This window comes from Desulfothermobacter acidiphilus (assembly GCF_052073645.1).
In the GTDB taxonomy this organism is placed as follows: Bacteria; Bacillota; Desulfotomaculia; order Desulfotomaculales; family Ammonificaceae; genus Desulfothermobacter; species Desulfothermobacter acidiphilus.
The window spans coordinates 1,291,317-1,314,467 of sequence record NZ_CM125440.1 but is presented as its reverse complement, the minus strand read 5'-3'; the positions used below and the strand labels follow the sequence as shown (position 1 = coordinate 1,314,467).

The 23,151-nt window shown below is 56.7% G+C and carries 25 protein-coding genes; 22 read left to right on the top strand and 3 right to left on the bottom strand.

Features of this window, described 5'->3' with window-relative positions:
- Positions 1-3 precede the first annotated feature (3 nt).
- Positions 4-366, bottom strand: a complete 363-nt coding sequence (locus tag ACTLLP_RS06795) for a nucleotidyltransferase domain-containing protein (RefSeq protein ID WP_441058254.1) — start codon at positions 364-366, stop codon at positions 4-6.
- Positions 272-637, bottom strand: coding sequence for a HEPN domain-containing protein (locus tag ACTLLP_RS06790; protein ID WP_441058252.1), 366 nt, complete (start codon positions 635-637; stop codon positions 272-274). The genes ACTLLP_RS06795 and ACTLLP_RS06790 overlap by 95 nt, the downstream gene beginning before the upstream one ends.
- Before the next feature lie 587 nt (positions 638-1,224).
- Here ACTLLP_RS06790 and ACTLLP_RS06785 point away from each other — a divergent pair.
- From ACTLLP_RS06785 to gltX, 7 genes are all read left to right on the top strand, one after another.
- Positions 1,225-2,574 carry a sugar transferase gene (locus ACTLLP_RS06785; RefSeq protein WP_441058250.1) on the top strand — a complete coding sequence of 450 codons (1,350 nt, stop codon included), beginning with the start codon at positions 1,225-1,227 and terminating at the stop codon, positions 2,572-2,574.
- A gap of 16 nt (positions 2,575-2,590) precedes the next feature.
- Positions 2,591-3,577: an SDR family oxidoreductase gene (locus tag ACTLLP_RS06780; RefSeq protein ID WP_441058248.1), complete on the top strand. Its 987-nt coding sequence runs from the start codon at positions 2,591-2,593 to the stop codon at positions 3,575-3,577.
- A gap of 103 nt (positions 3,578-3,680) precedes the next feature.
- The gene (locus tag ACTLLP_RS06775) at positions 3,681-4,592 is read left to right on the top strand and encodes a copper amine oxidase N-terminal domain-containing protein (protein WP_441058246.1); all 912 of its coding nucleotides are present in this window, start codon (positions 3,681-3,683) and stop codon (positions 4,590-4,592) included.
- 106 nt (positions 4,593-4,698) lie between these two features.
- A complete protein-coding gene (locus ACTLLP_RS06770; protein ID WP_441058244.1) occupies positions 4,699-5,352 on the top strand; it encodes an MBL fold metallo-hydrolase in 654 nt (217 codons plus the stop codon).
- A gap of 176 nt (positions 5,353-5,528) precedes the next feature.
- Positions 5,529-6,962 carry an ISLre2 family transposase gene (locus ACTLLP_RS06765; protein WP_441061693.1) on the top strand — a complete coding sequence of 478 codons (1,434 nt, stop codon included), beginning with the start codon at positions 5,529-5,531 and terminating at the stop codon, positions 6,960-6,962.
- A 192-nt stretch (positions 6,963-7,154) separates the two neighbouring features.
- Positions 7,155-9,062: a chloride channel protein gene (locus ACTLLP_RS06760; RefSeq protein ID WP_441058242.1), complete on the top strand. Its 1,908-nt coding sequence runs from the start codon at positions 7,155-7,157 to the stop codon at positions 9,060-9,062.
- Between the two features lie 11 nt (positions 9,063-9,073).
- The gene (gene gltX, locus ACTLLP_RS06755; protein WP_441058240.1) at positions 9,074-10,558 is read left to right on the top strand and encodes a glutamate--tRNA ligase; all 1,485 of its coding nucleotides are present in this window, start codon (positions 9,074-9,076) and stop codon (positions 10,556-10,558) included.
- Here gltX and ACTLLP_RS06750 read toward each other — a convergent pair.
- Positions 10,555-10,827, bottom strand: coding sequence for a hypothetical protein (locus ACTLLP_RS06750; RefSeq protein WP_441058238.1), 273 nt, complete (start codon positions 10,825-10,827; stop codon positions 10,555-10,557). The two genes, gltX and ACTLLP_RS06750, sit on opposite strands and share 4 nt — an antisense overlap.
- Positions 10,828-11,195: 368 nt before the next feature.
- Between ACTLLP_RS06750 and ACTLLP_RS06745 the strand changes: the two genes are divergently transcribed.
- From ACTLLP_RS06745 to ACTLLP_RS06675, 15 genes are all read left to right on the top strand, one after another.
- Entirely contained in the window at positions 11,196-11,603 is a 408-nt protein-coding gene (locus tag ACTLLP_RS06745) for a hypothetical protein (protein ID WP_441058236.1), read from the top strand.
- Between the two features lie 12 nt (positions 11,604-11,615).
- Complete coding sequence (locus ACTLLP_RS06740; RefSeq protein WP_441058234.1) at positions 11,616-12,521, top strand: sulfite exporter TauE/SafE family protein; 906 nt, start codon at positions 11,616-11,618, stop codon at positions 12,519-12,521.
- Positions 12,521-13,321 carry a TIGR02186 family protein gene (locus tag ACTLLP_RS06735; protein ID WP_441058232.1) on the top strand — a complete coding sequence of 267 codons (801 nt, stop codon included), beginning with the start codon at positions 12,521-12,523 and terminating at the stop codon, positions 13,319-13,321. Before ACTLLP_RS06740 ends, ACTLLP_RS06735 begins: the two co-directional genes overlap by 1 nt.
- 156 nt (positions 13,322-13,477) lie before the next feature.
- A complete protein-coding gene (gene atoS / locus ACTLLP_RS06730) occupies positions 13,478-15,295 on the top strand; it encodes a two-component system sensor histidine kinase AtoS (RefSeq protein WP_441058230.1) in 1,818 nt (605 codons plus the stop codon).
- Entirely contained in the window at positions 15,288-16,706 is a 1,419-nt protein-coding gene (locus tag ACTLLP_RS06725) for a sigma-54-dependent transcriptional regulator (RefSeq protein ID WP_441058228.1), read from the top strand. The genes atoS and ACTLLP_RS06725 overlap by 8 nt, the downstream gene beginning before the upstream one ends.
- A complete protein-coding gene (locus ACTLLP_RS06720; protein WP_441058226.1) occupies positions 16,706-17,149 on the top strand; it encodes a putative universal stress family protein in 444 nt (147 codons plus the stop codon). The genes ACTLLP_RS06725 and ACTLLP_RS06720 overlap by 1 nt, the downstream gene beginning before the upstream one ends.
- A 318-nt stretch (positions 17,150-17,467) precedes the next feature.
- Positions 17,468-17,995 carry a translation initiation factor IF-3 gene (gene infC / locus ACTLLP_RS06715; RefSeq protein WP_441058224.1) on the top strand — a complete coding sequence of 176 codons (528 nt, stop codon included), beginning with the start codon at positions 17,468-17,470 and terminating at the stop codon, positions 17,993-17,995.
- Between the two features lie 54 nt (positions 17,996-18,049).
- A complete protein-coding gene (rpmI, locus tag ACTLLP_RS06710) occupies positions 18,050-18,250 on the top strand; it encodes a 50S ribosomal protein L35 (RefSeq protein WP_441058222.1) in 201 nt (66 codons plus the stop codon).
- Positions 18,251-18,277: 27 nt separating this feature from the next.
- The gene (rplT, locus tag ACTLLP_RS06705; RefSeq protein WP_441058220.1) at positions 18,278-18,634 is read left to right on the top strand and encodes a 50S ribosomal protein L20; all 357 of its coding nucleotides are present in this window, start codon (positions 18,278-18,280) and stop codon (positions 18,632-18,634) included.
- A 90-nt stretch (positions 18,635-18,724) separates the two neighbouring features.
- A complete protein-coding gene (locus ACTLLP_RS06700; RefSeq protein ID WP_441061691.1) occupies positions 18,725-19,222 on the top strand; it encodes a cation:proton antiporter regulatory subunit in 498 nt (165 codons plus the stop codon).
- Positions 19,223-20,410, top strand: a complete 1,188-nt coding sequence (locus ACTLLP_RS06695; RefSeq protein WP_441058218.1) for a cation:proton antiporter — start codon at positions 19,223-19,225, stop codon at positions 20,408-20,410. It begins immediately after the preceding gene.
- Between the two features lie 82 nt (positions 20,411-20,492).
- Complete coding sequence (locus ACTLLP_RS06690) at positions 20,493-21,194, top strand: hypothetical protein (protein WP_441058216.1); 702 nt, start codon at positions 20,493-20,495, stop codon at positions 21,192-21,194.
- An 18-nt stretch (positions 21,195-21,212) separates the two neighbouring features.
- On the top strand, positions 21,213-21,701 hold the full coding sequence (locus tag ACTLLP_RS06685) for a DUF3794 domain-containing protein (RefSeq protein WP_441058214.1): 489 nt from the start codon (positions 21,213-21,215) through the stop codon (positions 21,699-21,701).
- Positions 21,702-21,704: 3 nt separating this feature from the next.
- Complete coding sequence (locus ACTLLP_RS06680) at positions 21,705-22,139, top strand: DUF3794 domain-containing protein (protein WP_441058212.1); 435 nt, start codon at positions 21,705-21,707, stop codon at positions 22,137-22,139.
- A 144-nt stretch (positions 22,140-22,283) separates the two neighbouring features.
- Positions 22,284-23,138, top strand: a complete 855-nt coding sequence (locus tag ACTLLP_RS06675; RefSeq protein WP_441058210.1) for a YicC/YloC family endoribonuclease — start codon at positions 22,284-22,286, stop codon at positions 23,136-23,138.
- The last annotated feature ends 13 nt before the right edge of the window (positions 23,139-23,151 follow it).

Below are 23,151 nucleotides of genomic sequence, written 5' to 3'. Positions count from 1 at the left end.
AGCTCAGGGCCTTTCAAAGAGGACGATTCCGCTTTCCAGGGCGGTGCGGACGAGGGGTAGATGGAGTTCTTCCTGAGTGTAGGGAAAAACTTCTACGGGGAAATCGATTTGTAGCTTCGCCGACCACTCGGCTAAGCGCTCCAGAAAAGGGCCGTCACTTTCGGTGAGGACGATGAGGAGGTCGGCATCACTCCCGGGTATCGCTCGCTCCTCGGCCAGGGAGCCGAAGAGGACGATTTTCTTCACGTTTGGGTTCTCTCTGCCCAGGCGTTCAGCTTCTTTTTTCAGGGCTTCGATGAGCTTCTCCCTCTCGAGCCAAAACACTTTCACAGAATTCCACGATTCTTCCCGCACAAAAGAGGGCATCTTTTGCCTCCCTATCCGTGAAATACTCGAAAGGGCTCCCGGCGGCGAATCCGTTGGGGTATCTTGCAGGAATGTAGAATCTGTCCAGCGTGCGGGCGCAGTCCAGGAGCTCTTCCTCCACTTCCACCTTTGTTTGCAGAGCACGCAGAAGTTCGAACACCGAGTGTCCCCAAGCGAGCCCGCCGAGTTTTTGAAAAGCGGCTTTCACGGCTTTCTCGGCCGCCTGCTGCGCGGCGAAGCAGGCCCACTCAAAGAAGGCCTCCTGGGCCATCCTCCGGGCGGCCTCGAGATCGCGCCTTGCCTGTCTTATCCAGTCGGCACTCCGCTCAGGCATATCCTCGCTTCTCCTTCCTGGCAAAAGTATACCACATTAAAGCCGGTGCATCCTTGCTTTTCCTTTCTTTAGTAAAGCTGTATAAGATGCACTTTGTCGTGAAAATAGAGGTTGAGGATGGTGCGAGAAAAGGGCGGCGGAGAAAGCGACTTCTGCCTCGAGATGGACTCTTAGGTTGAACCCGAAAGGGCAAGTAACGATACCTTTGTAAGTGCGACGTTCTCTGGGTATTGGTGGAGAAATACGGGAGCTCGAGTTGGTTCGCACTGATGAAGGATTCTATCTCAGAGCACACAAGCCCCCGCTTCCAATCCGCGACTACATAGGCTGCTGCGCTGAGGAGCTCCAGGGGATCGAGGATGCCGTTCTCTTCGTGCGGGAACTCCGGCGGAGGAGTAAAATGCGAGTCGCCCCTTAGAGCTACCACTAAGAAGGACTTCGAGAAGGAAGGCTTCTAGCAGGAACGAGCGGCTTCTTTGTCGAAAGCTCCAGCAATTGGATCGGCTGGTTCGGAGGTTTGGCGGATGTCACGCTGGGCGAGAATAACTTTGATTCTAGGGGACTTGGGCTGCATTCACTTCGGCTATCTGGCGGCCTTCCTCCTTCGCTTCCGGGGGAGTCTTCCACCGGAGAACTGGAGCGCTTATCTGGAACTGACTCCCTGGCTCACGCTGGCCGCTCTTCTGCTCCTTTACGTCTACGGCCTCACTTCACCTCAGCGCCGGCGCTGGGCGGAAATCTTCTCCTCCCTGGTCTGCGTGGTTGCTCTCCTGTTCCTTTCGGGCTTGAGCCTTTCTTACATTCTGCAAACTTACGCTTTTCCCCGGTCCATCTTCTTCCTGGCTGCCATCTTGCAGCTTATCTTTCTGGCTTCCTGGCGGCGGGCGCTGTGGTCTTGGCTTTTGCGCCGCCACGGGCCTTTAACTTTGCTGATAGTGGGCCCCTTGGACGAGGCTTTTAAGCGCCGGGAGCAGCTGGAGAAGCACCGGCCTTTGCTCTTTCAGGTTCGCGGTATCGTCACCGACACCGTGCTCCCGGACCAAAAAGGGGACACCCTTTTGTTGGCCACCTACGAGGAGCTCCCTCTGGTTCTGGAGCGGCTACAACCGGAGGGGGTGCTCTTCTGCTCTTCCGTGCCCCAGGGAGAAAGAAGCCGCCTGATGGCCGAGGCGGTGGCGCGGGGCACTTCCGTCTTTCTAATACCCCGGCTGGAAGACTTACTTCTGGCTGGAGCCTCCATGGAGCCGCTTAACGGCATCCCCGCCTTCCACATACTCGGCCTGCAGGAGATGGCAGTGGGAGGCTGGAAGAGACTTTTGGACTTCGCCTTGGCGTTTCTTCTTGCCGTTCCGGCGCTTCCCGTCATCTTGCTGGGCGCCTTACTGGTGAAGCTCGATTCCCCCGGAGCTCCGGCCTTTTACGTGCAGGAGCGGGTGGGCCAGGGAGGGAGGGTGTTTCGCCTCATCAAGCTCCGGACCATGGTGCCGGAGGCGGAAAAGGATACCGGCCCCGTCCTGGCCACCCCGGATGACCCCCGCCTCACCAGGGTGGGGCGCTTTTTGCGGGCCACTCGTATCGACGAGCTCCCCCAGCTGTGGAACGTTTTGAAGGGGGATATGAGCTTCGTGGGTCCCCGGCCGGAGAGGCCCTTTTTCGTCAATCAGCTGAAGAGGGAGATACCGGGGTATCATCTGCGCCACTGCCTGCCTCCGGGCATAACGGGGCTGGCTCAGGTGGAAGGGGAGTACAGCACCCTGCCGGAAGACAAGCTGAGATACGATCTTTTGTACGCTCGGTCGGCTTCGCTTCTAATCGATCTTCGCATTATCCTGCGCACTCTAAGTGTTATAATGCTGCGGGACAAAGCCGGTTAAAAGGGGGATATTGCTTTTGCGCGTACTGGTGACCGGTGGAGCTGGTTTTATTGCCTCCCACTTGGTGGACGCCCTCTTAAAGGAAGGTCACGATGTAGCGGTGGTTGATAGCTTGAGCAGCGGCCGGGAAGATAATCTCAATCCCTCCTGCCGCTTTTACCAGCTCGATATCTGCTCGCCCGATCTGGAGAAGATCTTCCGCGAAGAAAAGCCGGAGCTGGTGAACCATCATGCGGCGCAGATAGATGTCCGCCGCTCGGTGGCCAACCCGGAGGAAGACGCCCGGATCAACATCCAGGGTCTGTTAAATCTCCTATCCAACTGCTTGCGTTACGGAGCGAAAAGATTCATTTTCGCCTCATCTGGCGGAGTGGTGTACGGCGAGCCAGAAGATTTGCCGGTAAAAGAAGAGCATCCTAAAGGGCCTTTGTCGCCCTATGGAGTAAGCAAGCTGAGCTCGGAATATTACCTTTACTGCTTCGCGCGGGTGCATGGCTTGCCATACATTGCTCTTAGGTACGGCAATGTATACGGCCCCCGCCAAGACCCTAACGGTGAGGCCGGGGTGGTAGCTATCTTCGCACAAAAGATGCTCAAGGGGGAGACCCCCACCATATACGGCGACGGAGAGCAGCTGCGCGATTACGTTTACGTGGGCGACGTGGTTCAGGCCAACCTCATGGCTATGAGAAAGATACTGAGCGGAGTGAACCTGGCTGCCATAAATAGCGTTGACGATTTAGCTTATAACATAGGCACAGGGCGGGGCACTTCGGTAAACGAGCTCTTCCGGCTGCTGAAAAAAGCAACTGGCTACGAGGGCGAAGCGGTGTACGGTCCCGAGCGGACGGGCGAGCTCCGCCGGATATGGCTTAGCCCGGAAAAGGCGGGGCGGGAGTTAGGCTGGCGAGCGGAGGTGTGCTTAGAAGAAGGGCTCAGGCGCACGGTGGAGCACGTGCGGCTGAGTCAGCAGCGCAGCGACCGGCATTCGCCCGGTTCCTGAAGCCCCAACTTTATGCTTTAATACGTTGACCGAAAACCACCCTCAAAAAATGGATCCGGAATACGAATTTATTGATTGAAAACCTTAATTAGGAGGTGGTTTGGTGGTACGCAAATGGTTGAGTGTTGGAATTCTGTTGATGTTCCTCCTCTCACTTGTGGCCGTGCCTGTTCTGGCCAAGCCTAAGCCGGAGAACCCTTCCAAGGTTCAGGTGGAGCTTCGTGGCAAAGGTAAGGATCGCGAGGCGAAGATGCGGGAAGAGGTTGAGGAGCGCGAAGGCGATCAAGTCACCGTGACGGAGACAGTTTACGAAGGCAAAGAGAAGAAAGAGCGCAAGGAAGAAAGGGAGCGCAAAGAAAAAGAAGAACGCGGAAAGGAGTCGGTCGAGAAAAAAGTTTACGGGGAACGCAAGATTGAGTTTGCCGGTGTGGTGACGTCGGTTTACGGCGACACTATCACGGTGGTTAAGGGTGGTTTAGGGAACCAAGAAGAGAAGACCTTTACCCTCACGCCGGAGACCAAAATAGTGCTGGTGGGACATCTCAAGAAGGAGTATCGCGATCCCGCAGCCGCCTTGAAGGCAAAAGTTATGGTGAAAGTCAAGGCCGATGCTGAGGGTAACGTGAAGGAGCTCCGCATCCTTCCGTCCCGTAAGGGCGAGGCGCTGAGCGTGGTGGCTGTAATTTACGGGGATCGGGAGATTGGCTTCGATGTCCCTCCGTTTATAGAAGACGGGCGCACCATGGTCCCGGTGCGGGCGATCGCCGAGGCCCTGGGGCTCGAGGTGCATTACGAGAAGGCTAGCGGTATGGTAACCATTACTAATAAATCCAATAACCGAACGGTAATATTCTGGATAGGCCAGAAGCAGTACCAGGCTGGTGCCCAGCAGGGGGAAATGGATGTAGCGGCCAAAATTGTGGCCGATCGGACTTTCATCCCCTTGCGTTATCTAGGGCAGGCTTTGGGTCAAAAAGTGGATTGGCTGGGTGAAGGAATGGTGGAGATAGAGTAAGAGGAAAAGGAGAGGTGGCGTGCAAGTGGCCCCGGTCGTGCTGACCGGGGCCACAAATTTCTGGTATAATTTGCTTGTAAACTGTGCCGTGGGGGGTTAGACAATCATGCTGATCGAAGGCATAGAAGTCACCTGGCTCGGCCACGATACTTTCTTGCTCAGGGCCGAGGGGAAGTTAGTGGCTACCGATCCTTTTCAGCTGCAGCGAGCTCCAGGGAAAGCCGATCTGGTGCTGGTCACCCATGACCATTTCGATCACTGTGATCCAGAATCTGTCCGTCTCCTGGCTGGACCCGAGACGGTGATCGTGGCGCCGGATAAGGCGGCGCTTAAGCTCCAAGGCATAGCCACCGTCCGAAAGGTTAAGGCCGGTGACGAGGTGAGGCATAGCGGGGTGCGGGTCAAAGTGGTTCCCGCCTACAACCTTCGTGCCGATAGGCAGAACTTTCATCCTCGCAGCTACGGTGGGGTTGGTTATCTTATCGAGCTGGCGGGAAAGGTTGTTTATCTAGCTGGTGACACTGATGTCATTCCCGAAATGGAATCTTTAGGAAGGGTGGACATAGCTCTGTTGCCGGTCAGCGGGACATATGTGATGGACGCTGAGGAGGCGGTGGAAGCGGTGAAGCGCATCAAACCAGCTCACGCCGTGCCCATGCATTATGGTACCGGGGTGGTGGGCAGCAAGGCCGATGCCGAGCGTTTTGCTCGCTTAGCGGGCGCTCTGACGCAGGTGCACATTCTCGAGCCCGAGCGTTAGCCGGCGGGGCGATCCTACTGAATGGAGCAAGCCGGTTCGGAGAGGTGTGATTTGCGGCGGGAGGGCGTACAATTTCAGTAGGTGACGGAGGAGACTCATGAAGGAGGAGACCTCGCCCCTCACGGACAATTTTCATGGACTGAAAGGAGGAGCGAGGTCTCATGCACAGTCAACCTATTTCAGACATTCAACCTCTTGCGGACATAATCCTTCTTCTGGGGGAGAAAGTTAGCAAACTAATTACCGAATGCCGCGACTTCTACAAGCTCGAAGAAGAAGTGTACAAGCTCTCTCAAGAAGCTTGTGTGAAGATCTTCGCCTGGGCCCTCGAGGAAATAGACACCTGGCTCGTGAACGCCCGGGACAAGCGCACCTGGAAAGTGATAGGCTTTCGGGAAAGAACCGTAGTTAGCAGCTTTGGGGAATTCAAAGTAAAAAGGCGGCTTTACAGGAACAAGCAAACGGGAGAGGCCAGGTTTCTTCTTGACGAGGTTCTGGGCTGGCCGGAGAGGTCTGGATGCACGCCGCGTTTGAAGGAGATGGCGGTGAAGCTTGGGAGCGAAGTACCCTTCAGGCGGGCAGCGGAAATTCTCGGTTATTTTGTCCCTGGGATAAGCGCCATGGCGGTGTGGCAGGCCGTGCAGGAAGTAGGAGAAGCACTCAGGCAGGAGGGAGAGTCCAGGAGAGAAGCCGTTTTTGAGAAGGGAGAGACACCCGAAGGTAAAGAGAAGACCTCCAGGCTTTACATAGAGGCCGACGGGGTGGTGGTAAGGCTTCAAAGGAGCGGAGAGAAAAGGAAAGAGGTCAAACTCTTCGTAGCTTACACAGGCAAAGAAGCGATTGGGGGTGGCCGGAAGGCTTTAAAGGACAAGCTGGTAACGAGCGGTGTAGGCGAAGGGGAGAGGATGTGGGAGGAAGTTTACTCTGGGGTAGCGAGCCGGTGGGACATGGGTCAGGTGAAGGAGATATACCTTGGGAGTGACGGGGCGGAGTGGGCCAAGCAGGGGGTAGATTACTTCCCTGGGGCGGTACACGTTTTGGACCCTTACCATTTGAACCGGCGGCTTATAGAGGCTTTTTGGCACGATGAGGAGGCCTATAGTGGGATCAGGCAGGCCATTTATCTGGGGGACCGGGAGAAGGTAGAAGAGATTATGGGAGGAGCAGCGAGGAGAGTTCGCGGGGCTAAGAGGAGGAGAATAGAGAAGCTCTGGCAGTATCTCAAGGAGAACTGGTCGGGGATAGTTACCTCTTCTGCTGCGGAGCATCTGGGGGCCATAGAGGGGCAGGTACAGCACAACGTGGCGCGGCGGATGAAGCGGTTGGGAGCCAGCTGGACGGAGGCAGGAGCAGACAGGATGGCGCGGGTTTTGGCTGCTCGAGCCAACGGGGTGCTCGGGAGGCACACTTCTCGTTGGCCGGTACTGCTGGCCAGGCAAGAACATTTGGCTCAGGCGGTGCGGTTGGAGGTAAAGCGGAAGATAGAGGAGGCGGGGAGTTGGCATAAAGCTGGGTTGCCGGCATTGAGAGGACCCTCTGCCGGAGCTCCATGGGTGAAGCATGTGTTGCGGGAACTAAGCCGGCCTAGCCTCAGTAGTTTGATCCCTTAATGGCGCAGGTACCGGGACTATCCTGGCGGCGAGGTTTCCATGAAGAGAAGTTTTCTCCCGAACCACCTACTAACTCTTGACGCGCACTTTGCGGCGGGAAATGCTTGTCCGCTAAAAACGCTTGTGCTACACTGAACTAAAAGTTTTGGTAACAGCTCTGGATTTACATCCGGTCAGCGGTAGAGGTTCGGTATGCGAAGTTGGAGTCAATTGCTAGGCGATTGGAAAACGTTTAGCCGCCAGTTTCGGACTGAGGCCAATGCGCCCTCCTCCCTCCTTCTAGCTGCAGTGGTAGGCGGCTTAACCGGGCTTTTCACTGTAGGTTACTACCATCTGGTTCACGTCTTTCAGGGGATATGCCTCAGTCACGAGGGTCATCCTTCCATGCATAATTTTTATTTCTTGCTGGCGCCGCTTCTGGGCGGCCTAATTATTGGGCTGATTAACCTGGCCTTTACCAGTGAGGCGCGAAGCAGCTACGGAATCCCAGGAGTGATCGAAGCCGTTACTCTCCGCGGCGGTAAGATCAGACCTCAGGTGGCTTTGGCCCGCTCGCTGAATGCGGCTATTTGTATCGCCGTTGGGGGGGCAGCGGGTAAGCAGGGTTCGCTGGCCCAGTTGGGCTTGGAGACGGGATATTCTCTGGGAAGGTGGCTTAAATTCCCCGAGTCGCGAGTGCGAATGTTGATTATGTGCGGTGTAGCCGGGATGATAGGGGCAAACTATAATTCTCCTTTGGGAAGCACTCTTCTTATCTTTGAGGTTATATTAGGGGAGTTCAAGATCGACTACTTCGGTCCCATCGTGATTTCTTCCACCCTCTCCACTCTGGTTTATCGCGCTATTGTGGGGAACGCTCCCAAGTTTCTGGCTCCGGCCTACACCATCAAGAGCCCGGACGAGTTGATATGGTTTATCCTTCTGGGGGTATTTTGCGGCTTGCTGGGCCTGCTCTACACGGGCGTGGTTTTGCAGTCGGAATTGTTGTTCCGCCGTGTAAGGCAGAGGCTGACCAGGCGCTATTATCTGTTAATTCCTCTGCTGGGCGGTTTGGGCATAGGGCTGGTCAATTACCTGGTTCCCCTGGCGCATGGCCGGGGCACCGAGGGAATTAACCTGGCGCTTGCCGATGTGGACATTGCCGGGTCGCTGGGAACCAAGCTGGGTTTGCCCCACGTGGATCTGGCTACTCTGAGCCACTTCCTTCCCTCGGTTATGCTCTTGTTATTGCTCTTGAAACTGATTAGCGTTTCTCTCACCATGGGAACCTGGTCCACCGGTGGTGGTTTTCGAGCTGGCCTTTTTACCGGTGCCATGTTCGGTGCCAGTGTGGGATTTCTTTTCGAGCGGCTGGCTCCCGGGATAACGGCTCCGCCAGGGGCTTACGCTTTGTTAGGCATGGGCGGGGTCTTCGCTGGCTTTTCCCAAGCTCCTCTGACGGCTTTGGTAATGACTTCGGAGATGACGAAGGACTTTCATTTGATTGTTCCGCTGGCCATAACCTGCGTGGTGAGCGCTTACACTTCCAAGACTCTTACTAATAAGACCCTCTACATGGCTCGCCTTATTCAGCTGGGTTACGATGTGTTCACCGCTCGTCGCTCCGATATTCTCCGCGATATTATGGTTCGCGACGCTATGGTAACTAACGTTTACGCTCTGGAAGGTAATCTGACCGTGCGGGAAGCTTACCAGAAGGCCGCCAGCTCGGGGTTCAAGTGGTTTCCGGTGCTGGATTCTCGCCAGCGATTATTAGGGATGGTTTCGCTGTCCGGCCTGGAAGTGGCAGCTCGCACCCGGCAGGCTCGCCTTTCGCTGGACAAGGTGGTTCCGCCTCCGGTGGCCTTTTTAACCCCTTCCGAGTCCTTGCAGGACGCTATTAAGAAGATGGGATCGGCGGGGCTGAAACGCTTGCCAGTGGTGCGGGAAGAAGACCCTTCGCAATTGGTGGGATGGCTCTCTCACCACGACGTTTTCCACGCTTATTATCGGGAGTTAGTGCAGGAGTTTCGGCAGGCGGAGCAGCAGCAAGCTGCTTCCAGCGAGGCCGAGGGAGCTGCTAACCGGGTGGCAGGCAGTATACTTAATAATAGTCGATAGAGGAAAGAGAGGTGCAGTTTTCTTTGAGCGTTAGAGTGCGCTTTGCTCCCAGTCCCACGGGGAGTCTACACATCGGGGGCGCTAGAACCGCCCTTTTCAATTTCCTTTTCGCCCGTTCTCGAGGAGGCCAATTCGTTTTGCGCTTGGAGGACACTGACTTCGAGCGGCACCAGGTGGAGGCGGAGACCAACATATTGAATAGCCTGCGCTGGCTGGGCCTGGAATGGGATGAGGGCCCGGATTGCGGTGGCCCTTACGGTCCCTATCGCCAATCGCAGCGCCTGGAGCTCTATCAACGCGAGGCTAAAAGGCTGTTGGAGGCGGGCCTGGCCTACCCCTGCTACTGCACTCCCGAGGTGCTGGCGGCTGAGCGGGAGAAGATGCGGCGCGAAGGCAAGGTTCCGCGCTACACCGGGCGTTGCCGCGAGCTCTCGCCTCAGGAGCGGGCGGAGTGGGAGTCCAGAGGGGTAAAGCCGGCCCTACGTTTAAAGGTGCCAGCGGAGGGCAGCATCGTGGTGCGCGATCTCATCCGGGGGGAAGTGGTTTTCGACTGCGCTACTTTGGACGACTTTGTTATTATGAAGTCCTCCGGGGTACCCACTTATAATTTTGCCTGCGTGGTGGACGACGCTCAGATGCGAATTTCCCATGTTATCCGGGCAGAGGAGCATTTGTCCAATACCCCCAAGCAGATTCTGGTCTACCGCGCTTTGGGCTACGAGCTCCCCGCCTTCGCACATGTGCCTATGATTTTGGCCCCAGATCGTTCCAAACTGTCCAAGCGGCACGGGGCCACCGGAGTGGAGGAGTTCCGAACTCAGGGGCTGGTACCCGAAGCCCTGCTCAATTATCTAGCACTGCTGGGGTGGTCGCCGGGGAGCGAACAGGAGATCTTTAGTAAAGAGGATTTGATCGCTCGGTTTTCCCTGGAGGCGGTCTCCAAGCACGCGGCGGTTTACGACGTGCAGAAGCTCTTCTGGTTTAACAGCCAGTACCTCAACCTCCTGCCCCTAGAGCGGCTTTACGAACTCGCTATACCCTTTTTCCGCCAGGCCGGGCTGGATCAGGTGGAAAAGTGGGGTCGCGACTACGTTTTCCAGGTGTTGGCCACGGTGCGCTCGCGGGCTCGCACGCTGGTGGAATTGGTCGATATGAGCTCTTACTTTTTCCGGGATGATTTTGCTTACGATCCCCAAGGGGTGGCCAAGTTTTTCCTCCGTCCTGGAGTGGCCGAGCTCCTGCGTGAGGGAAAGGCGGTGCTCGCTAGTCTTCCCTCCTTTGGCGAAGCCGAGGTGGAAGCTGCCTACCGCGAGTTGATTAAGCGCAAAGGGATTAAAGGGGGGGATCTCATTCACCCCACTCGCTTGGCTTTGACCGGACGCACCGTTGGACCAGGACTTTTCGAGATTATGGCTTTGTTGGGCCGGGAAAGATGTTTGGAGCGCCTGGAACGTGCTGCCGCCTGGATCGAACGCTCGGGCGAGCTCCCGGTTTAGGAGCGGTGTTCGTGGCTGTGATAGAGCCAGGCGAAGGTTAGAACGAAAGAGGCGTACAGGATCAGGTAGAAGAGCCCGGCGGCGTAAATCGCTCCTCCTAAGAACAGCAGGTAGAAATCCCAGACCAGCCCTTGACTGTGGTGGCCCATTACAGCAAGGGCTTGGTTTATAATTCCGGTAACGGAGACCAGGCCCACGACTATCAACAAGCTTCCCATCAGCAACCGCACCCACCGGTTTTTCCTGCTCTCCGTCTGCTTTGCTCCCATTTCGCATCCCTCCCATAATAACAAGCGGTGCAATATTCGTGCCAACTCCGGCAGGGGTCGATGGTGCTTTTCGGAGCCAGGCCCGACCGGATTTTGTCAGCCGCGCTTAACATTATGTCCATTTCCTGAACACTCCTCTGGCTAGAAATAACTTAGGACGCCGCCGCCACCGTGGATTGGCGGTGGCATGTTTTTTGCAGGTGTAAATAAAGCGAAAAATCCGGACGCGGAGGTGAAAAAGGAAGCGACGGAGCTCTGTTTGCCAAGCACTTTCTGTTCTTGGGTTTAGTGGTTCTCGAAAGGTTTTTTGTGGGTAAGAACGCACCTTTAGGAACAAGTCCAGCAAGCTTAACATTGGGGGGTTGACCATGATCAAAAGGTTAACAGCTAAGGAGAAGGAAGAGGCGGTTAAGCGAATCGAGCGGCGCGTAATGGTAATAGTGACGGTAGTTACCTTGGTGGCTTTCTGGGCCGGCCTGTACCTTTTGCAGCACGGTGTATTTCGCGACTACTATGATCCGCACCGGCATACCATTGTGGAGCAAGACCCTGAGACTATGCTGGTTTACTCGTGGAAGGATGCAGAGGGGCACGTATTCACGCGGCACTCGCCCACGGTGCGGCTCTTTTCCTACGGGATTATGGTCTTGCTGCTGGGTTTGATGGGTGTAAGCGCTAAGCTTTCGAGTTCTTTGAAGGGCTATTATTTGGCTCAGTTGGAGCAGGAAACGGTGGGCACCGAACCAGCTTATGCTCGCGAGCACCGAGCCTATTAGGGGGTGCTGGCGATGCACATCTTCCTGCCCATTGCTAATATGAACTTGCCTTTCCTGGGCATCTTGGGATTAGGAGGGGTGGTGGGCTTCCTCTCGGGCCTTTTCGGCGTGGGAGGAGGCTTCCTACTAACCCCGGTGCTGTTGATGGTAGGGGTGCCGCCGGCGGTGGCCACTGCCAGCGACACCAACCAGATTGTGGCGGCTTCGGTTTCCGGCACCGTGGCCCATGCTCGCAGTGGCAACGTAGATTTTAAGCTGGGATCCATCATTCTAGTGGGAGGTCTTCTAGGCGGCACTTTCGGCACCGATCTGGTGCGATACTTACGCACTCTGGGACAGTTCGACTTCGTGGTAAAAATCGCTTACGTCGTAATGCTACTGGTAGTGGGGATCTTCATGTTTCAGGAGAGCCTGCGAGCGCTGAAGCGGAAAGAGCCTGGGGCAGAGACTCCTCACGCTCCTCGCTGGGTGCAGAGTCTGCCCTGGCGCATGAGTTTCCCCGTTTCGGGCATTGAGTGCTCGGCGCTGGCCCTTTTGCTGCTAGGCTTTCTTATCGGGTTGCTGGCAGCTATTATGGGGGTCGGAGGCGGCTTTATTATGTTGCCGGTGATGATTTACCTGCTGGGCATACCTACTCTAAAAGCCGTGGGCACCAGTATTCTGACGGTGGTTTTTACCGCTATCAACGTCACCCTGGCGCAGGCGTCGGTCAATGGCACGGTGGATGTGGTGCTGGCGGTGCTGTTGCTGGTGGGTTCTTCTATCGGGGCGCAGCTGGGAGCCAAAGTTAGCCGCCGCTTGGCGGGTGAGCAGTTGCGTATTGCTTTCTCCCTCATCGTGCTGATGGTTATGGCCAAGATGCTCTATCAGTTGGTGGCTACCCCTCCGGTGCTCTTCGCCTTCGGAGGTGGTCACTAATGCGGAGGATCGTCCAGGCAATGCTGGCCTGTTTTTTGCTGGTGGGGTGGGTTCTGCCGGCGCAGGCGGCAGTGGAGGTCGTCCCCGGCAAGGTGGGAATTGGCTTGAATTTTGCCGGGGATAAGGTGACAGTGGTCGGTAGCGCTCCAGAGGGGTCCGAAGTCTATGTGGAAGTGCTTTCTCCACCGGTGAAAGTGCCGGTCAACGAATTAGGGCGAGTGGGGCCTTTCTGGCTCAATAAAGAGAAGGTGGAAATCAAGGGAGTACCCAAATTCTATCAGGTTTACACCTCCTGCCCCCTTGACCAGCTGCCAACTGCTCTGCGGGAGGAGTTGGAGGGCTATAGCAAGGCCTTTCGCGCAGCTCAGGTTTACGATACCACGGGGGAGAACAAGCGGTTGCTGAGTTCGCAAGAAGCCCAGCCTTTCCTACAGTTTCTAGCGCAGGAGTATCAGAGCAAGGGCCTGTACGCCGTGCGCGCGGGGGCGGTGAAGCTGGAGGGCGGTCGCTTCCAGGTGACGGTGGAAGTGCCACCAGGAACCCCGCAGGGCAATATTCAGGTAACGGCTCATCTGCTTAAAAACGGGCAAGTTATCGCTCGCGAAACCACTTCCTTTCAGGTAGAGAGCCAGGGGTTGGTGCGCTGGTTACGCGTGCTGGCGGGTACCGATGGTCCGGTTTACGGTGGCTTAGCGGTTATGCTAGCTATTGTAGCGGGTCTGGCCGTGGGGATGGGGTTCGGAATGCTGGATCGCTTGCTGGGTATCGGGCGTCGCCGGTACCCCTCGCCGCGCGCCTAGGTTCCGGGGGCCGGTTAGAATGAGGGTGAAGGCAGGACGGCTTGTCCTGCCTTTTCGTCTTATTTGGGGCTAATTTCGTCCTTGTTCCCTAAGGTATCGGCGCGCTATGATGAGAGGTGGGAAAAGGTTATGTGATCAAGGAGAGGGGAAGTCGCATTGCGCTTTTCCTTCGCTTTTGGCCGGCAAATCATCGCTTTGGTAGCGCTTTTGCTGCTGGTTCCCGTGGCTGTGACCGTGTTCATGCTGCATACTATAAGCAAGAGCGAGGCGGCTATGCTGGAGAATCAGCGGGTTCGCCTCCAACAGGCAGCGGAGCAGCTGGATGAGGTTCTTCCTGCCGGGGGGTTCCAGGTGCTGCTAGCCCAGCAAGGGGTTCCGGACTCAGCTCCTACTCGGGAAAAGGTGGCGGCGCTAAACGCGGCTTTGCGCGGCGCCATTGAGCGCCTGCGCTCCCGTTATCCAGGGGTGGAACTAGGTTTTTACTCTTCTTCTCTGGATCGGATTATCGACGGCTCGCCTCAAAGTCAGGCGGGAGAGAACTTTTCCAGCCGCCGCCGCAGCAATTTTCTTGAAGCCATGCAAGGCCAGGCTAAAACCGAAGTTTTAGGGCCAGCCGAAGGCGGGGTTTTGGAGGTTTATAGGCCTCTTAGGCGCAACGGCGAAATTATCGGTGCTGTTTGGGCTACGGAGGACCTGGGCAGCTTAGCCGCCCACCGCCACGCTGTGCTAGGGGTGGCCTACGCCATAATCGCCTTAGGGGTGATAGCCGGCTTTGGAGGAGCGCTGGCCGTGGTACATCGTTTTGTGCATAATGTAAACCAAATTAAAGAGGGCCTGCGCCATTTACGCTACGATCTGTCTCACCCGCTGCCCTTAGCGGCAGGAGAACTGGGGGAGATAACGGCTGCGGTGAACGATTTGGCGGCCCAACTGCTCCGAACACAACAATACACTCGGGTGATGCTAGCTACCATCGCCGAGGGTCTGCTGGTGGTGGACATCGAGGGGCAGGTCATGTTGGCCAACGCTGCTGCTTGTCGCTTGTTAGGGCTGCCAGTCGATGGAACTGGTAAACATTACTGGGAGATGCTGCCGAAGGGGACTCCCTTTGCTTCCTTGCTAGAGCAGGCCTTGCAGCAGCGTCGGGAAGTCCGTGACTACCTGGTACCTTATGGTGGGGGGAAGGCGGGCGAGCGCCAACTTCTGGTCAGCACCTCTCTGTTGGTGGCCGAGCAGCAGATCATAGGGGCAGTGCTTGCCATCCAGGACGTTACCGAGAGGGTCCGTCTGCAGCAAGAGATGCGGCGCCAAGAGCGGCTGGCCTCCCTAGGGAGGTTGGTGGCAGGAGTGGCGCACGAGATCCGCAACCCTCTCACGGCTATCAACTGTTACCTGCAGTTGTGGCGTAAAAGCGGCCGGTTTCCCGAAAAGCCGCTTAACACCATGCGGGAAGAGATCAACCGCCTGGATACTCTGGTGGAAAAGCTTCTTTACCTGGCTAAGCCAGCGGAGGTTAAGAAAGTGCCTTACCAACTCAATCGGTTGGTGATCGATTCCTTGCGCTTTTTCCAGGAGGTGGTCCAGATCCAGATCCAGACCGAATTGGCGGACGATCTTCCGGCGGTGCTGCTAGATGTGGAGCAAATGGAGCGGGTCTTGCAGAATCTAGTCTTCAACGCTCGGGAGGCCATGGCCGACGGAGGGACGATCACGGTGCGTACCTACCGCAGCCAGGACGGGGCGAGCGCGGTGCTCGAGGTTTCGGACACCGGGTGCGGGATACCGCCTCAGCACCAGCAGGAGATTTTTGAACCTTTCTTTACCACCAAACCTCGAGGCACGGGGCTGGGCCTGTCCCTGGTCAAAGAGGTGGTGGAGGCGCACGGAGGTAAAATAGAGGTGGAAAGTGAAGTGGGAAAGGGCACCACTTTCCGAATCTATCTCCCCCTGGAGGAGGTGAAGTTGAGTGCCTAAGTTGGTTTTGGTGGTCGATGACGAAAAGAGCGTTTGCGAGGCGTTGAAGGATGTTCTGGAGGAATCGGGTTACAGCGTGGTCACCGCCACTAGCGGTCGGGAAGCGCTGGAGAAAGTTAATCTTTTCCGCCCCCGAGCCGTTTTGTTGGATATACGGATGCCAGAGATGGACGGCATAAAGGTGTTGCAAGCTATGCGTGAGCGGCATCCCGGAGTCCCGGTTATTCTGATGACTGCCTATAGCGACACCCAGACCACCATTAACGCCATGCGCCACGGGGCCTTCGAGTACATCGTTAAGCCCATTAACCTGGATGAGCTCCTGAGCACTCTAACCAAGGCCACCACCGTAGCGGAGCCTCTGGTGGCTGTGGGTAAGGGGGAGGTGGTGCCCCGACCGGGCACGCTCATAGGCTGCAGTCCCGCTATGCAGGAAGTCTATAAGACTATCGGGCGCATAGCCGATTCCGACGTCACGGTTCTGATCGAGGGGGAGAGCGGAACGGGCAAGGAGTTGGTGGCGGAGGCCATCCACTACAATAGTTCACGTCAAAACCAGCCTTTCGTGAAGATCGACTGCACCGCTATTCCGGAGAACCTTTTGGAGAGCGAACTCTTCGGCCACGAGAAGGGAGCTTTTACCGGAGCTCATACCCGCAAGCCGGGTAAGTTCGAGCTGGGCGACGGGGGCACGGTTTTTCTCGACGAGATTGGTGACATCAGCCCGGCTCTACAAGCCAAGCTGCTCCGCTTCCTCCAGGAGAAGGCTTTCGAGCGGGTGGGGGGAACCGAGACTCGGAGAGTGGACGTGCGCATTATCGCGGCTACCAACCGCAACCTGGAGGAAAGGGTGAAGTCTGGCCTCTTCCGCGAGGACCTTTACTATCGTTTGAACGTGGTGGAGATAAAATTGCCCCCCCTGCGCGAGCGTAAGGAGGACATTATGCTGTTGGTGGATTATTTTGTAAGCCTCAGCAATCGAAAGTTCGGCAAGCAGGTGAGCGGGCTTACGCGAAGTGTGGCCGATCTCCTCCTTCACTACCATTGGCCGGGCAACGTGCGCGAGCTCCGCAACCTTTGCGAACGAGCGGTGCTGCTGGCCCGGGGAAGCGTGATCGGTCCGGAGAGCCTGCCCGACTACTTGCTGGAAGCCGTTCGGCGCGGAAGTGAAGCTCCCTGGTCCGCAGCGGAGGACAAAGGGGTGCTGCCCCTGAAGGAAATGGTGGCGGAAGTGGAGCGGTCTACCATCTTACGCGCCCTAGAGGAGCACCGGGGCAATAAAACTGCGGTCGCCCGAGCTCTGGGTATGAGCCGTACCACTCTTTACGCTAAAATGAAAGAACTGGGAATCGTTGATGCAGAAGGAAGGGAACCTTCGGAAATTCGACGGATGTTTGGAGGGCAAGGGTGATGCCTAAGTGCCTGGTGTTGCTGCACGAAGAGTTGGTGGCGGAAATAGCATCGACAGCTGTTAAATTAGTAAAGGCTAATCCGAACCTGGAGATGGTTTTGCTGTACGCTGCCACTCCTCAAGAAAGCGTTCCTTCCCTGCCGGGGGTCGGCTGGCTGGTGCAAGAGGAGCTCGGGCGGCAATTCCAGTTGCGTGCTGACGAAGTGATCGGGGGGGCGTTGGCGATTTTTCGCGCGGCTGGCGTGGGAGCGCGTTCTCTGGTGCTAGCCGAAGAGCCAGTGCGAGCGGTGGAGCGATTGGTGGCTTCCGATCCCGATTACGCGCTGGTGGTGGTGGGGGATTGGGGAACGAGGAGCCGCTGGCACTACGTGCTAAGCAGTGAAGTCTACCATCTCTCTCACACCCTTGCCCTCCCCTTGCTGGTGGTGAAAACACCCGGCTAGGCTAGAGGGGATAAAGAATTTGAAGTTAGCGGGTTGTTATTGGCGTCCCAGCACGGTGTCTGAGCCCGGTGAGCGCCACTAGCTTTTCTTCCCCAGGCTTGACCTGGCAGACACTAGTTGACGGTGGTTTTGTAGGCGTGCTATAATGGCGCCAAACCTTTGTGCTCTTTAAGGGGCGCCTCCTCGCTCGCCGCCACAGTAGGTTCGAGGTTTTGGCTAAGAATGGGCGCGGCTACAGAGGCGGGCGGAAGTCCGCCTCTAATTTAATGAATAAGCACGTAAACCGGGGGTGGATAGGTTATCGTCAAGGAACACCGCGTGAACGAAGAGATTAGAGCCCGTGAGGTGCGTCTGGTGGATACCGATGGCACGCAGGTGGGAATCGTACCTCTAAGCGAGGCTTTGCGTCTGGCCGAAGAGCGGGGTCTGGATTTGGTGGAGGTAGCGCCTCAAGCGCGGCCGCCGGTCTGCAAAATCATGGACTACGGCAAGTTCCGGTACGAGATGAGCAAAAAAGACCGGGAGGCGCGTAAGAAGCAGCATCTGGTGGCCATCAAGGAGGTCAAATTTCGCCCCAACATCGAGGAGCACGACTTTCAGGTCAAGGCGCGCAACGTCATCCGCTTTCTTGAGGACGGAGATAAGGTTAAAGTGACCATTATGTTTCGCGGGCGGGAAATTATCCATCCCCAACTGGGAGAGCGCCTGTTGGATCGGCTCAAAGAAGAGGCGGCGGAGGTGGGCATGGTAGAGCGCGCTCCCAAGCTAGAAGGCCGCAACATGATAATGATCCTGGCCCCTAAGTCGGGGCGGGGCGTCAAGAAGGAAGAAATAGCCGAAGATTAAGGACCGAAGGAGGTGTGAGCTCGCTACCGGTTGCGAGCCGGGGCGGGCGCGGTGTTGCCAAAAATGAAGTCTCACCGAGGCGCAGCCAAGCGCTTCAAAAAAACCGGACGGGGTAAAATCGTGGCTCTGGGGCACGCTGGCAAGAGCCACCTGCTGGAGAAAAAAGATCGGCGGCGCAAGCGGCGCCTCCGCTACAAGAAGGTTTTGCGCCCGGGGGACGCGGCGCAGGTAAAGCGTTTGCTTCCCTATCTTTAGAAGAAATTTTAAGGAGGTCTTGTTAGTATGGCGCGAGTGAAAACGACTGTGGTTAGCCGCCGCAGGCGTAAGAAAATACTCAAAATGGCTAAGGGCTACTGGGGAGCTCGGTCCAAGCTCTACCGGGTGGCTAAACAGCAGGTCATGCGCTCCCTGATGTATGCTTACCGGGATCGGCGGGCGCGGAAGCGCGATTTCCGGCGGCTTTGGATCGTCCGCATCAACGCTGCTGCCCGAGAGGCAGGGCTGACCTACGGCCGCTTTATAAGCGGGCTTAGGAAGGCGGGGGTGCAGCTGGACCGCAAGGTGCTGGCCGACCTGGCGGTGCACGATCGGGACGCTTTTGGGCAGTTGGTAGAGTTGGCTCGGGCTCAGCTAGGCTAAAACCCCTCGGGGGTCTGGGAGAGACGCGGCAAGCGATCTTTTACCGTGCCGGAGGGCGAAGAAAACGAGGCGGAGGGAAGGGGCTTGGCTGTGATTCGCGAAGCCGAGTTGCCGAGACTGGGGAAGAAGTACTCGGTGACCCTGGAAAGCGGTGACCGGTTGGACATAATTATTTACGACGAAGGGGAGCGCGAGCTCTTCTTTTTTCCTTCGGGGGAGGAAGAGCCCCACTGTTCGGTTTCTCTCACCGACCAGGAGGCGCGGCAGGTGGGATCTATCATCGGGGGTGCCTTTTATCAGCCTCGGTTGCTGGAAAAATTGGAGGCGGCTATAGCGGAGCTCTTTATCGAATGGATCAAAATCCGGCCGGAAGCTCCCCTGGCAGGCAAGAGTATCGGAGAGCTAGGTTTAAGAAAGAATTTGGGCATCACGGTGATAGGAGTAGTGCAGGAGGGAGAGCACGGCCGGAAAAAGACGGTGGCAATCAACCCTGGCCCTTCTTTTACCTTCGTCCCCGGGCAAATGGTGATCGTGGCCGGGAGGCGCGATGCGGTGGAGCGCTTCGCCGCCCTAGCGGGAAGGTCGTAAGTGCCGGAAGCGAACTTAGGCCAGTTGGTGATCCTCTTCGCTGGCGTTAGTGGAGCCGTTCTTTTAGCTCGCCGTATGCGTTTTTGTTCCCTTCCGCTGCTCATCTTCCTGGGCGCGTTCCTGGGACCCCACGCTCCAGAACCTCTGCGCTGTTTGTATTTCACTGAGCCCCTCACCTTGATGGCCCACCTGGGTCTGATTTTGCTTCTCTTCCATCTAGGATTAGAGTTTTCTGTCTCCCGGCTGCTAGAAAAAGTGCCGCTATTGGCAGGAAGTGGTACGCTTTACGTAGGCCTTAATTTTCTGCGTGGGTTCCTGCTGGGTTGGTGGCTATTCGCTTCCCTTCCAGAGGCCTGGGCGGTGGCCGGCATCACCACTTTCTCCAGCAGCGCCGTCATTGCTCGCCTGCTAATGGAGCTCAAGCGCACGGCCAATCCTGAAACGGAGTACATCCTGGGCCTAACAGTCTGGGACGACATCTTCGCTGCCCTGTTCCTGGCTTTGCTTTCGGCCTTGTGGCTGGCCCCGGGCGGGACAAGTTGGGTGAGCGGGGTGTTGGCCGCCGGGGGCATTTTGCTAGCCTTGGTCATAGGGAAAAAGCTCAGGCCAGTTCTGGATTGGGTGCTGGATCTCAAGCACAGCGAAGCGGTGGCGGTATTTTCTTTCTTCCTTCTCCTCCTTACCGTCTATCTATGCCCGCGTCTGGGCATTTCCGAGGGAGTGGGAGCCCTGGTACTGGGGATGGTTCTGGCCGAGACCAGGCACGTTAAGCTTCTGCTTTCCCTTTTCACGCCGCTTAAGGATCTGCTGGGGGGAGTGTTCTTCCTGGCCATAGGCATGGGAATCGAATACTCGCACTTTTATCTGGTCCTGGATAAGGCGGTGCTAGCCGCCGCGGTCACCTTGCTCGGAACCCTGTTGGTGGGTTGGCTCAGTGCCTATCTGGCTGGTTACCGAGGAAGGGCGGCCTTTAACGTCGGTGCCACTTTGGGAGCGCGCGGTGAATTCGCCGTTGTCATTGCCAGTATGGCTGTCAAAGGCGGCTCCCATCCCTTCCTGGAGGCGATGACTGCTCTTTACGTCTTGTTGATGGCCCTGTTCACTCCTCTTTTGGCACGTCATTCCCGCTTTCTTTACTCTCTCGTTTCCCGACTAGCGGCCAGCGCCGCTGGCAAGCGCGCTGGTTAATCTTCGGCGTCGTCTCTCCTTTCGGGCGATAAGCAAAACCGGCCCAGGATTCATAAACTGGCTACCGGGAGGAGGATGCGCGTTGGTTTTGCGGTGCAAGCGCCAGACGGCTGGTTGGGAGTTCGCGGTGGAGAATAACTGGAAAAATAAAGGGGAAAGGCGCTCCCGGGAAGAGCATAACTCCTCTAGCCACGCTGCTCGAGAGGTTGTGTTTTTGCTCTTACTGCTGGAAATAATGTTGACCTTGTCCCAACACCGTTGCGCCTCCGCCCCGAGCTCGGTGGCCTGCTCCCGCTCGAAAGCCGCAAGCACGACCCTGGTGCTGGGGGGAGCGGTTTCCCATCGGCGTGAATGCCTACGTAACGGCGATTTTGAGTCTTGGCGGGGAGAGGCGCCCCTCTTTTGGGAGGGAGAGAATTTTTCCCTCACCTCCGCTGCCCATAGTGGCGCGGCCGCTGTGGAACTGGGGCGGGACCCTGACCGGGAGGCCACGTTATACCAGGATTTTCCGGTAGTGGCAGGGCAGCAACTGGATTTTCGTTTCAGCACTAGGTCGGTGCTAGGAACTCCGGTATTATGCGGCCGAGTGGAGTGGCTGGATCGAGAGAAGAATTTACTGGCTTTAGGAACGGAGGTGGTGGTGTCCCCGTCTTTGCCGGCCGGTTACCGCACTTACTGGCGCTTAACCGGAAGAGTGCCGGCCCCGGCGGTCTGGGGGAGAGTATATTTCGACAAGAAGGGATACGGCGCCGTGGATGTGGATGATGTTTCGCTAATCAGTTGAGAGGAGGTAAGAGGATCTATGCCGGTTATTAAGACGGAATTGGTTGTGGGGGAAGAGAGCACGGAAATCTTGCTGGTAACTGACACCATAACCTTCACCACCCCGGTTTATGAAGTGTTGCAGGAGGAAATTAAGATCAAGGTTACCGATTGCTATGCTTGCACTGATAAAGTGATCTTCAACGGTGAGGCGCGTAAGAACATAGTGTATAAGGCGCCGCCCGACCCTTATACCGGAGAGGGAGCGGTGGTATATCACGAGCTGGTGCTGCCTTTCGCTGGTTTTGTTAATGTGCCGGGAGCGTTGCCGGGAGATCACTGCCAGGTGGTGGCGGCCACGGTCAAGGACGCTACAGTGTTAATTCCTATCACCAAGGACGCTTTGGGTCATATCCTCACGGCCAAGCAAAAGATGGTCGCGGCCATCACCATCAAGGTGGTGCGAACGGAGCAAATTACCGTGGCCTCGCGCGACTCAAAGTTTCGCCCTCTGGGGGAGGAGGAGTAGTTCATGCCGTACTATCAGGTAGACGAAGTGGTGGGAGTCGGTACTTCTCAGATTTTGTTAGTGCGCCAGCTGGCCTTCACCGTGCCCGTTTACGAGGTGGTCGAGGAGCTCTTCACGGTCACGGTAACCGAGTGCCACGTGTGCACCGACAAGGTTATCTTCAATGGCACGGTGGAGAAAAATATAGTTTACAAGACACCGCCTGCGGTTACCGGCGAAGGCACCCTGGCTTATCACAAAGAGGACTTCGCCTTCTCGGGGTTCGTCACCGTGCCCGGAGCTCGCCCTGGCGACAAGTGCCAGGTGGAAAAAGCCGAAGTAGGCGACTGCCGTTTTCTGCTTCCCGCCTCCGCTCCCCCCTACACTGCCGCCGAGCAAAAGTTTATCGTGGATATTGCCATTAAGGTGATAAGAACCTTAGAACAGAGTACCGTTTAACTAAGACGCGCTTTGCCAAGCTTTAGGGCCTGTAAGGCCCTTTTTTCTTGCTCGCACCGGGATTTTGCTTTTATAATGTTGAAAACCGCTTACCGAAATGGTAAGGGAGGAGGCGAGAGAACGATCGCGGGGATTTTGCGTAGCATGACCGGTTACGGTCGCGGAGAAGCGGTGGGGCCCCAGGGGCGGGCAGTGGTGGAAATCAAATCGGTGAACCACCGCTTCTGCGATTTGCAACTCCGTCTGCCGCGCCTGTATTTGGGTTTAGAAGATGCCTTGCGCCGTCTCATTCAGGCCCGGATCAGCCGCGGCCGGGTGGAAGTTTATTTTGCCATCGAACCGGTGAGCAGGAAAGTTACGGTAAAAGTTGACAAGTCCTTGGCTAAAGCTTATTATGAGGCATTGGAAGATTTGCGCCGTTTTTTGGGCGTTAATGAGCCTTTGCGGCTAGAGACTGTCCTCACCGTTGGGCAGGGGGTACTTTCGATCAGCGAATGGCCCAGCGAAGAGATCTGGCCTCTGGTAGAGGAGGCTACAAACCAGGCTTTGCAGGCGCTGTTGGCGGCGCGGGAAAAAGAGGGTCAGGCTCTGGCGAAGAATCTGCGGCCTCGGGTGGATCGCTTGCTTAAACTTAGCCGGGACATGCAGCAGTTGGCACCCGAAGTGGTGGAGCATTACCGTACCCGGCTGGTGGAGAAGGTCCGTTTGTGGGAGGTGGAAGTAAGTCCTGAGCGCTTGGCGGCAGAGGTGGCGCTCTGGGCCGAGCGTGCTGATGTTACGGAAGAGTTGGTCCGTTTGGAGCACCACCTGGACTGTTTACGTGAGCTCCTGGAGACCGGGGGGCCGGTGGGACGGCAGTTGGATTTTCTCTGCCAGGAGATTTTGCGCGAACTCAACACTCTGGGGGCCAAAGCGCAAAGCCTGGCTTTGAACCGGTTGGTTTTGGAGGCCAAAGGAGAACTGGAGAAAGTGCGAGAGCAGGGGCAAAATATCGAATGAGCAAAGGGGGAAA